This window comes from Streptomyces sp. 13-12-16 (assembly GCF_002114215.1).
In the GTDB taxonomy this organism is placed as follows: domain Bacteria; phylum Actinomycetota; class Actinomycetes; order Streptomycetales; family Streptomycetaceae; genus Streptomyces.
In genome coordinates this window covers 1-9,353 of record NZ_NCTE01000344.1, presented here as the reverse complement: position 1 = coordinate 9,353, position 9,353 = coordinate 1, and the positions used below count along the sequence as shown (strand labels likewise).

At 72.5% G+C, this 9,353-nt stretch carries 8 protein-coding genes and 1 pseudogene; 3 read left to right on the top strand and 6 right to left on the bottom strand.

All coding sequences use genetic code 11. The annotated features are described in order from the left end of the window. Positions 1–108: pseudogene (locus B7767_RS14575) on the bottom strand (DUF1992 domain-containing protein); the annotation flags it as partial. 101 nt (positions 109–209) lie between these two features. On the opposite strand from B7767_RS14575, the gene B7767_RS14570 reads away from it, so the two are divergent. After that, on the top strand, positions 210–602 hold the full coding sequence (locus tag B7767_RS14570; protein ID WP_085572566.1) for an FHA domain-containing protein: 393 nt from the start codon (positions 210–212) through the stop codon (positions 600–602). Between the two features lie 10 nt (positions 603–612). On the opposite strand, the gene B7767_RS14565 is transcribed toward B7767_RS14570, so the two are convergent. Continuing rightward, the gene (locus tag B7767_RS14565; RefSeq protein ID WP_085572565.1) at positions 613–1,293 is read right to left on the bottom strand and encodes an O-methyltransferase; all 681 of its coding nucleotides are present in this window, start codon (positions 1,291–1,293) and stop codon (positions 613–615) included. Positions 1,294–1,372: 79 nt separating this feature from the next. Beyond that, the gene (proP, locus tag B7767_RS14560) at positions 1,373–2,788 is read right to left on the bottom strand and encodes a glycine betaine/L-proline transporter ProP (RefSeq protein ID WP_085572564.1); all 1,416 of its coding nucleotides are present in this window, start codon (positions 2,786–2,788) and stop codon (positions 1,373–1,375) included. Between the two features lie 393 nt (positions 2,789–3,181). On the opposite strand from proP, the gene B7767_RS14555 reads away from it, so the two are divergent. Further along, positions 3,182–5,242 carry a bifunctional glycosyltransferase 87/phosphatase PAP2 family protein gene (locus B7767_RS14555; protein WP_085572563.1) on the top strand — a complete coding sequence of 687 codons (2,061 nt, stop codon included), beginning with the start codon at positions 3,182–3,184 and terminating at the stop codon, positions 5,240–5,242. A gap of 155 nt (positions 5,243–5,397) precedes the next feature. Beyond that, the gene (locus B7767_RS14550) at positions 5,398–6,915 is read left to right on the top strand and encodes a DUF4246 domain-containing protein (protein WP_085572562.1); all 1,518 of its coding nucleotides are present in this window, start codon (positions 5,398–5,400) and stop codon (positions 6,913–6,915) included. Positions 6,916–6,993: 78 nt separating this feature from the next. Here the strand turns inward: B7767_RS14550 and B7767_RS14545 are convergent, their stop codons facing one another. The 3 genes from B7767_RS14545 to B7767_RS14535 all read right to left on the bottom strand — a co-directional run. Beyond that, the gene (locus B7767_RS14545) at positions 6,994–7,413 is read right to left on the bottom strand and encodes a transglycosylase SLT domain-containing protein (protein ID WP_085572561.1); all 420 of its coding nucleotides are present in this window, start codon (positions 7,411–7,413) and stop codon (positions 6,994–6,996) included. A 293-nt stretch (positions 7,414–7,706) separates the two neighbouring features. Then, a complete protein-coding gene (locus tag B7767_RS14540) occupies positions 7,707–8,549 on the bottom strand; it encodes an ECF transporter S component (RefSeq protein WP_085572560.1) in 843 nt (280 codons plus the stop codon). Continuing rightward, positions 8,546–9,353: ATP-binding cassette domain-containing protein (locus B7767_RS14535; RefSeq protein WP_256923435.1), on the bottom strand; the 808-nt coding region annotated here is incomplete at its 5' end. The genes B7767_RS14535 and B7767_RS14540, both read right to left, overlap by 4 nt.

Genomic DNA, 9,353 nt, shown 5'->3' with positions numbered 1-9,353 from the left:
CTTCCCCCCCCCCGCCAGCCGCTCGAACTCGCCCCGGGCCTCCGCGTCGCGGATCTGCTTGTCGACCCAGCTTTCGAAGCTAACACCAGGTGGCTTTCGCTCGGTCATGAGGCCATTGTGCCGGACGCCGCCGAGCCGGGCGTTTTATCATTCGGCGGCAGCGGGGCCGGGCCTCTCCGGTCCGCCAGGACGTCTCAGGAGGAGCCCACGTGCTCGAACTCACCATGGCCGCGGTGTCCGCGGCGGAAGCGGGCGCCACGGCCGGCATGCTCATGGCCGACGCGCCCAGCGAGCCGGGCACCGTGCTGCGGGTGGGCCGGGACAAGTCCCTGTGCCGGCTCTCCACGCCGGACGACTGGCTGTTCGTCTCGCGGGTCCACCTGGAGTTCCAGTGCGCGCCGGACGGGACCTGGCAGCTCACCTGGCTGCGCGGCTCGCTGCCCGAGCCGTCCTCCGAGGTGCGGCTGACCGTCAGCGGGTACGAGCACCCGGTCGCCTACGGCGGCACCGTCGCGCTGCCCCGGGGCGGCAGCGGCGAGGTCGTCGTCCAGGACCGCACCGCCCCGCGCAGCGTCAACGTGGGCTTCTACCACGAGGTGTAGGGCACGGCGCTCAGGCCAGCACCCGGGCCAGCGCGAAGCCGTCGTAGTCCTTGGCGCCGACCGTCTGGACCGCCGTACCGCTCAGCCGGGGATGGCTGCCGATCAGGTCGAGGGCGGCGCGGGTGCCCAGCACGTCCGGGTCGGTGTTGTCCGGGTCGGCCACCCGGCCGCCGCGCACCACGTTGTCGAGGACGATCAGGCTGCCCGTGCTGGTCAGCCGGAGCGCCCACTCCAGGTAGTGCGGGTTGTTCACCTTGTCGGCGTCGATGAAGACCACGTCGAACGGCGGGGGGTTCTCGTCGGCCAGCCGGGGCAGCGACTCCAGCGCCGCGCCCACCCGCACCTCGACCTGCTTGTCGAGTCCCGCGCGGGCGATGTTGCGGACGGCGACCTCGGCGTGGCCGGGGTCGTACTCCAGGGAGATCAGCCGCCCGTCGGCGGGGAGGGCGCGGCCCAGCCAGATGGTGCTGTAGCCGCCGAGGGTGCCGATCTCCAGGATGTTCCTGGCCCCCTGGAGCTGGGCGAGGAGCTGGAGCAGCTTGCCCTGCAGGGCCGAGACGGCGATCGGCGGGAGCCCTGCGGCGTCGCTGTCGCGCAGGGCCGCCGCCAGGGCGTCGTCGTCGGGGGCGTCGGGCAGGAGGCGGCCGGTGAAGTAGTCGTCCACCTTCTGCCAGAGCTGCGACTCGCTCATGCACCTGTACCTTCCGTACGGCTGGTTAGTCTGTCTAACTAGTGCCGCTAACGAAGATACGCCGCGCCTCCGCCGCCCGTCAGGCGTTCTCCCGGTGTGTCCCGGCCGCCTCGGCCTCCAGCGACGGCGCCGACCCCGGCAGCGGGCGGCCCGCCGACTCGGCCATGCGCCACACCGCGAAACCGCCGATCACGGCCGCCGCCATCATGTAGTAGGCGGGCATCATCATGTCGCCGGTCGCGCCGATCAGGGCCGTGACCACCAGCGGGGTGGTGCCGCCGAACAGGGACACCGAGACGTTGAAGCCGATCGACAGCGAGCCGTAGCGCACCCGGGTCGGGAACAGCGCGGGCAGCGCGGACGGCATGGCGGCGGTGAAGCAGACCAGCAGCAGGCCGAGCGCGCCCATGCCGGCGGCGACCGCGAGCAGGCCGCCGTCGCGGATCAGCAGCAGCGCCGGCACGGACAGCACCAGGAACCCGGCGCAGCCGGCCGCGATCACCGGACGGCGGCCGACCCGGTCGGTCAGCGCGCCGGCGAACGGCTGGACGATCATCATCAGCACCATCACGCCGAGCACGACGACCAGGCCGTGCGTGGCGTCGTACCCCAGCTCACTGGTGAGGTAGCTCGGCATGTACGACAGCAGCATGTAGTCGGTGACGTTGAAGACCAGCACCAGGCCCACGCACAGCAGCAGCGCGCGCCACTGGCCGGTCACCATCTCCCGCAGCGGCACCTTGGGGCGCTCGCTTTCGGCCTTTTCGACCTCGGCCGCGAACGCCGGGGTCTCCTCCAGGCGCATCCGCAGGTAGAGGCCGATGATGCCCATCGGGCCCGCGATCAGGAACGGGATCCGCCAGCCCCAGGACAGCAGGTCCTCGGAGGAGAGCAGCGCCGTCATCAGGGTGACCAGGCCCGCGCCGCCGATGTACCCGGCGAGGGTGCCGAACTCCAGCCAGCTGCCGAGGAAGCCGCGCCGCTTGTCGGGGGCGTACTCGGCGATGAAGGTGGACGCGCCGGCGTACTCGCCGCCGGTGGAGAAGCCCTGCACCAGACGGGCCGCCAGCAGCAGGATCGGGGCGCCGACGCCGATCGCGGCGTAGGACGGGATGAGGCCGATGGCGAAGGTGCCCGCCGCCATCATGATCATGGTGAGGGCGAGGACCTTCTGCCGCCCCACGCGGTCGCCGAGCGGGCCGAAGACCATGCCGCCGAGGGGGCGGACCAGGAAGGCCGCGGCGAAGGCGCCGAAGGTGGACAGCAGCTGGGCGGTGGGGTTGCCCGAGGGGAAGAAGACCTTGCCCAGCGTGACCGCGATGTAGCTGTAGACACCGAAGTCGAACCATTCCATCGCGTTGCCGAGAGCGGCCGCCTTCACGGCGCGCCGGACGAGCGCGGGGTCGGTGACGGTGGGGGCGGGGGTGTGCGCGGCACCGGCCTGCTGCGAGGCCTTCCGCGCGGACGGGGGAGCGGCGACCGTGGCAGTCGTCAAAACTTCGCTCGCCTACCTTTCGACGGGGACAGGGGCGGGTCCGCGCGGCGGCGCTGTCGGGCGGTCCGAAGGGAACGACGATAGGCGCACTTGGCCCCTCTACGGGCGGTATGCGAATAGCTGCATACTGCACACGAATGGGGTGTACGCAGGGGCGCAGCCACGCGCCGGGGCGCGCCGCCCGATGGCTCGTTGTGACCCTTCTCGCGTCATTCACGGGCAAAGCGGCCCCTCGCGGACTATCGTCATCCGGACAAAAGTGAGAATGCCGTCAGGCGGGGCCGCGGTCTCCCGCGTCCCTGTCCAGGGGTGGCGCGAGCCTCACCGGGTTCGCGGAGCGGATCCCCACGCACGGGACGCGCGGAGCGAAACGGGGCGGGAGGCCGACGAGGCGTGGCGAACGCGGGGCACGGTGGGCGACCGGCGGAGACTCTCGGGGCGACAGCCACCGGCGGCACCCGGGCACGGCTGCGCGCCGCGCGCCTGGCCCTGTGGCTGCTGGCCGCGGTCCTCGCCGCACGCCAGGTCGCCGCCGTCCTCACCACACCGAGCGGGGAACGGCTGACCGCCCTGGAGACCTGGGTGGGCCCCGAGGGCGTCCTGCACGTCAGCGGCTCCCTCTACGACTCCACCCGGTTCACCGGCACCCCCTTCGGCGGGTTGGCCCTCAAACCCCTCACCCGCCCCGCCGAACAGGCCCTCGGCTGGGGCTGGACCTTCGGCACCCTGCTCCTGGTCGTCGCCCTCGGACTGATCGCCGCCCGCGCCCTGCCCCAGCCGGTCGGCCGCCGCACCGCGATCCTCGCCGGGCCCGTCGCCATCAGCCTGCTCATGCTGTCCCTGCCGGTGCGCAGCACCCTCTGGCTCGGCCAGACCAGCATCATCCCGGTCCTGCTCGTCCTGCTGGGCTGCTTCGTCGCGCGGGGACAGCGCGTCAGCGGCGTACTGATCGGCGTCGCCGCCGCCCTCCAGCCCACCCTCCTCCTCTTCACCCCGCTGCTGTGGTTCACCGGCCGCCGCCGGGCCGCCACCGCCACGGGCGTCACCTTCACCGCGGCCACCGCGCTCGCCTGGGCCGCGATGCCGCACGACTCCCACACCTACTGGGTGCACCACCTGGCGGGCACCGGCCTCGGCGGCCCCGCCGACGACCTCGCCAACCAGTCCCTGCACGGCGCCCTGCTCCGCCTCGGCCTCCGGGGCCCGCTGGAGATCGGCCTCTTCCTGCTGCTCGGCGCCGCGGTCGTGACCTTCGCCCTGCGCCGCGCGGTGCGCTACGCCCACGACGGCCAGCTCCTGCTCGCGGTCGCCGTCACCGGCTGCGCCGCCATCGCCGTCTCCCCCACCGCATGGCAGCACCAGCTCCTGTGGGTGCTGCTCACCGTGGTCGGCCGGATCGGCGTACGCGCCCGCGACCGGCTGGTGTGGCCCGTCGCCGTCGTCCTGGTGATGACGCTGCCGGCGAAGGCGCTGCTGCCGAACATGGCGCTCCTGCACCCGCTGCGCGACAACACCGTCCTCCTGGCGGCCCTGGCCGCCGCCACCGCGGCCCCCTTCCTCTCCCGCGGCTCGCCGTACTTCCGCGCACCGGTCCCGACCCCGTACGCCCCGCCCGTCCCGGCCCGCTTCGCCTTCGTCCCGCTGCTGCCGTTCCTGCGCCGGGTGCTCATCCGCCCGAACCTCCTGCTCGAGCTCCTGCTGATCCGCGTCACCTACGCCGGGTACGCCCAGGTCCGCCTCGCCGCGACCGGCGGCAGCAACTCGGCGGGCCGCGCCCGCGCCGAGGAACACGGACAGCAGATCCTCGACCTCGAACGCCTGCTCCACATGGACATCGAGCACGCCGTCAACCACGCCGTGGCGGGGATCGGCTGGCTGCGGGAGTCCTTCGACTTCTACTACACGTCGTTCCACTTCGCCGTCCCGCTGGCCGTCCTCGGCCTGCTCTACTGGCGCCGCCCCGTCGACTACCGCTGGGCCCGCGCGAGCCTGGGCTTCACCACCCTCCTCGCCCTGGTCGGCTTCTGGCTCTACCCGCTCGCCCCGCCCCGCCTGATGCCCGGCCTCGGCATCATCGACACGGTCCACGGCGTCCAGGACTTCACCCGGCCCGACTACGGCACCCTCACCCACCTCACCAACCAGTACGCGGCGATGCCGTCGCTGCACTTCGGCTGGTCCCTGTGGTGCGGACTGGTGATCGCGGTCATCGCGCCGAAGCCGTGGACGAAGGCCCTCGGCCTCCTCCACCCCCTGCTCACGGCCTGCGCGATCGTCACCACCGGCAACCACTGGATCCTGGACGCGGCCGGCGGCGCGGTCGTCGTCGTCGTCGGCTTCGGCCTGACGTACCTCCTCCAGGGCCCGCGCGCCCGTACGGCCGTGGCCGTCGCCGAACCCGGCGGTGAGCCGTCGGCGCCGGCGAAGGAGGCGGCGGAGAGGAACCCGCCGTAGAGGAGTGGAGGAACCGGTGCCCCTCCGAGTCGGATTCGAAGCCCTCGTCCGTCCTCGGTTGAGCGCGAACGGGGCCCCACGCGGCCACGGCTGCGGTGTCAGTCGGCTGAAGTATCGTTCCCGCCACCGTGCACCGACCGTGAGGACCAAGAGAATTGACCGGCCTGCCCGCCTTCCCGCTGCCCTTTCACGCCTCCCGTTCCCTGTGGAACGGAGCGTTCGCGACACCCCGGACGCTGCGGGAACTCGAGATGATGCGGTGCAGCGCGCACATCCGGGCGAAGCCGGGGTGGTCCGACAAGATGAACGACGCCGACATCGTCGCCCGGTGGACGCGGGAAGCGGTCGCCCAGGGCCTCACCGAAGCGCAGGTCCGCTACGTGCTCGCCGAACTCCGGTACTACGCCGCGCTGCGGGACGAACGAACCGGTGCCGAGGTGTCCGCCGTCGACGGGGTGTGGCAGTCGGACACCCTGATCGACGACAGGCTCGGGTCCCGGTTGCGTGAGGCGGTCCGGGTTCTGGAGCAGGTCCCCGAAGCGGAGCGGGACTGGCATCCCGGATCCGACGGCCAGGTACTGGACCTGGTGCACCCCTCGCTGTTCTGCCTGGTGAGAGAGGTGAGCGGGGGGCCCGAGCGGGCTTGGCGGAACCCGACGGACCATTACTCGAAGCACGAGTTCTCGGAGAGGTTCCAGTGGCTGCCCACGGACGTCGACGTCAGTGACGACGGCGCCGTCGCCTTCCGTTCGTACGTCAACAACGTCCACCCCGAGACCCATCGTGAACTGGCCTCCGTCCTGCCGGACCTGTTCGCGCGCTTCCTCCCCCTGTGGGAGAACGTGCTCACCGACCTGCGCCGTCCGAGGCCCCCGCGGATCGAGGTCGATCCCTACGACTGGTACGACTCGGAGCCGCAGTACCCGGACAAGTCCTCCTACAGCGACGACGAGGCCTACGCGGAAGCCCTCCGCGCGTGTGAACAGGCCCGGGACGACTGGTGGGAGAACCGCCGCCCGGTCGTCCCGGACGCCCCGGACTCCACCCCGCCCGAGCCGCCCGGCGACGCCGACCGGGTCGACCTGCGCGGCCGCCGCCTCCAGGTCATCGTCAAGCTCGCCACCCTTCACCTCACCCCGGACAAGCCCGAGTACCCGGGCGGTTCCTGGCACGTCGAGGGGATGCTGAACGAGCGGATCGTCTCGACCGGCATCCACTACTGGGACAGCGAGAACATCACCGGGAGCCGGCTGAGTTTCCGGGCGGCACTCGACGACCCGGAGTACGAGCAGAACGACGACAACGGCATGCGTGAGGTCTACGGCCTGGAGAACGAGGACGCGCTGAACCAGGTGCTGGGATCGGCCTCGACGCCGGCGGGCCGCTGCCTGGCGTTCCCGAACGTCCTGCAGCACCGCGTCGACCCGTTCCGCCTCGCGGACCCCACCCGCCCCGGACACCGCAAGATCCTCGCGTTCTTCCTGGTCGACCCGTCGGAGACGATCGTCTCGACCTCCGACGTGCCGCCGCAGCAACCGTGGTCCGACACCTCGACCATGACGCTGGAACAGGCCAAGGAGTACCGCGAACAGCTCATGCGGGAACGCAAGTTCTTCGTCGACGAACACAACGAGCAGCTCTACGAACGGGAATTCTCCCTCTGCGAGCACTGAGGACCGGGGCGGAACGACGGAGGCGGCGGCCCCGGGGATCGTGGGGCCGCCGCCTCCGGTATGGGGGGTGCGGTGCTGTCAGTACCAGTGGTTGGCCTGCCAGAAGGACCAGGCGTCACAGGCGCTGCCGTAGCGGTCCTTCATGTAGTCCAGGCCCCACTTGATCTGGGTGGCGGGGTTGGTCCTCCAGTCGGAGCCGGCCGAGGCCATCTTGGAGGCGGGCAGGGCCTGGACCAGGCCGTAGGCGCCGCTGGAGGCGTTGGTGGCGGTGGGGTTCCAGCTGCTCTCGTGCTGGACGATCTTCGAGAAGCACTGGAACTCGGCCGAGTCGCCGATCATCTTCTTCGCGGTCGCCTGGGCCGAGGAGGCGCTGGTCGTGGTCGCGGCCTGGGCGGGCGCGGCGGCGATCAGGGTGCCGCAGGCGGCGGCCGCGAGGGCGGCGCCGGCGAGGGCCTTCTTCGGGGCGGCGACGGTGCGGAGGAGGGAAGCGGCGGACACAGGCGGCCTTTCGGTCGGGAGCTGGGAGGTCGCCGTGTGCCCGGTGCCGTACGGCGGGGCATGTGTCGGCGCCGCGACCCGTGAGGGACGTCGGCGCCCGGCGACCGCTCCACGGAAACAAATCCCGGGATTGCCCGCAAAGGTCCCTTTTACTAAGCGCGGTCGCAGTGGGGACGGGGCGCGGGGGCGTTCGCGGCGGTACCCGCGGGATGTCCGGCTACGGCCCTGCCTCGTATGTGACCCCGGTCATGTGGGGCCCTTCACCCACTCGTTCACGGGGCGCGAGCGGCTGCTCACCGAGGGGTCTCCTCGAATGTGACCGGCGTCTCGAAGGCCGCCCGGCGGGTGGCGCGGCGCAGGGCCTTCAGGACCGGGGTGCCGAGGGTGAGGGTCAGGGCGACCGTGACCAGGGCCCTGCCCAGGTCCCAGCCGAGGGACGTGGCCAGGCAGTACGCCAGGAAGCGGGCCAGGTTGGCGGCGAGCGGCGCGTCGGGGGAGAAGGAGATGTTCGAGGCCAGGGCGGACATGAAGGGCCAGCCCGCCATGTTCATCACCGTGCCGTAGGCGAAGGCCGCCAGGAAGCCGTACACCGCGAGCAGGCAGAGCTCCGCGCGCCCGCGCAGGCGGTCGGCGCCCGGCAGCAGGGCCGCGCCCATCGTGAACCAGCCCATCGACAGCATCTGGAACGGCAGCCAGGGGCCGACCCCGCCGGTGAGCAGGGCGGACGCGAACATCGTCACCGAGCCGAGGACGAAGCCGAAACCCGGGCCGAGGACCCGGCCGCTGAGGACCATGAGGAAGAACATGGGCTCCAGGCCGGCCGTGCCCGCGCCGATGGGGCGCAGGGCCGCGCCCGTCGCAGCGAGGACGCCGAGCATCGCCACCGACTTAGGGCCCAGGCCCGATTCCGAGATCGTCGCCGCCACCACCGCCACCAGCAGGACGAGGAGGCCCGCGAAGAGCCACGGCGCGTCCTGGGCGTGGGCGTTCACGGAGGAGTCGGGCGGGGCGAGGAAGGGCCAGCCGACGCCCGCCACGCCCACCGCGCTCACCAGGGCGAGGGCCGCCCACGAACGGGGGCCCAGACGGACGGCCCGGGTCTGGCGCTGCACGTGCGTGCTTCCGGCGGCGGTCATCGCAGCGCCTCCCGGACCTGGGAGACCGTGAGCCAGCGCTGCGGGGCGAGGATCTTCGCCACCTGCGGGGCGAAGGACGGGGAGGTCACGACCACCTCCGCCGCCGGGCCGTCCGCGATCACCTCGCCCTCGGCGAGCAGGACCACCCGGTGGGCGAGTTCCGCCGCCAGTTCCACGTCGTGCGTGGCCATGACGATCGCGTGGCCCTCGGCGGCCAGTCCGCGCAGGATCGTCACCAGGCGGGCCTTCGCCGCGTAGTCCAGGCCGCGGGTCGGCTCGTCGAGGAGGAGCAGGGGCGGGCGGGCGGTCAGGACGACCGCCAGGGCGAGGGTCAGGCGCTGGCCCTCGGACAGGTCGCGGGGATGGGTGTCGTCGGCCACCGAGGGGAGCAGCTCCGTCAGCAGGGCGCGGCAGGTGCCCGGCTCGGCGCCCGCGTCCTCGTCGGCGGCCGCGCACTCCGCCGCGACCGTGTCGGCGTACAGGAGGTCGCGGGGTTCCTGGGGGACCAGGCCGACGCGGCGGACCAGGTCGCGGGGGCGGGTGCGGTGGGGGACCGCGTCGCCGGTGCGGACCGAGCCCGAGGAGGGGGCGACCAGGCCCACGAGCGCGCTGAGCAGCGTCGACTTTCCGGCGCCGTTGCGGCCCATGAGGGCGATCGTCTCGCCGGGGGCGACGGTCAGGTCGACCTCGCGCAGGGCCTGGACGCGGTCGCGGCGGACGGCCAGGGAGCGGACCTCGGCCACCCGGACGGGGGCGGGTGTGTCGGGCTTCCTGCGCGGGAACAGGCGCCTGGCGGTGGGGGCG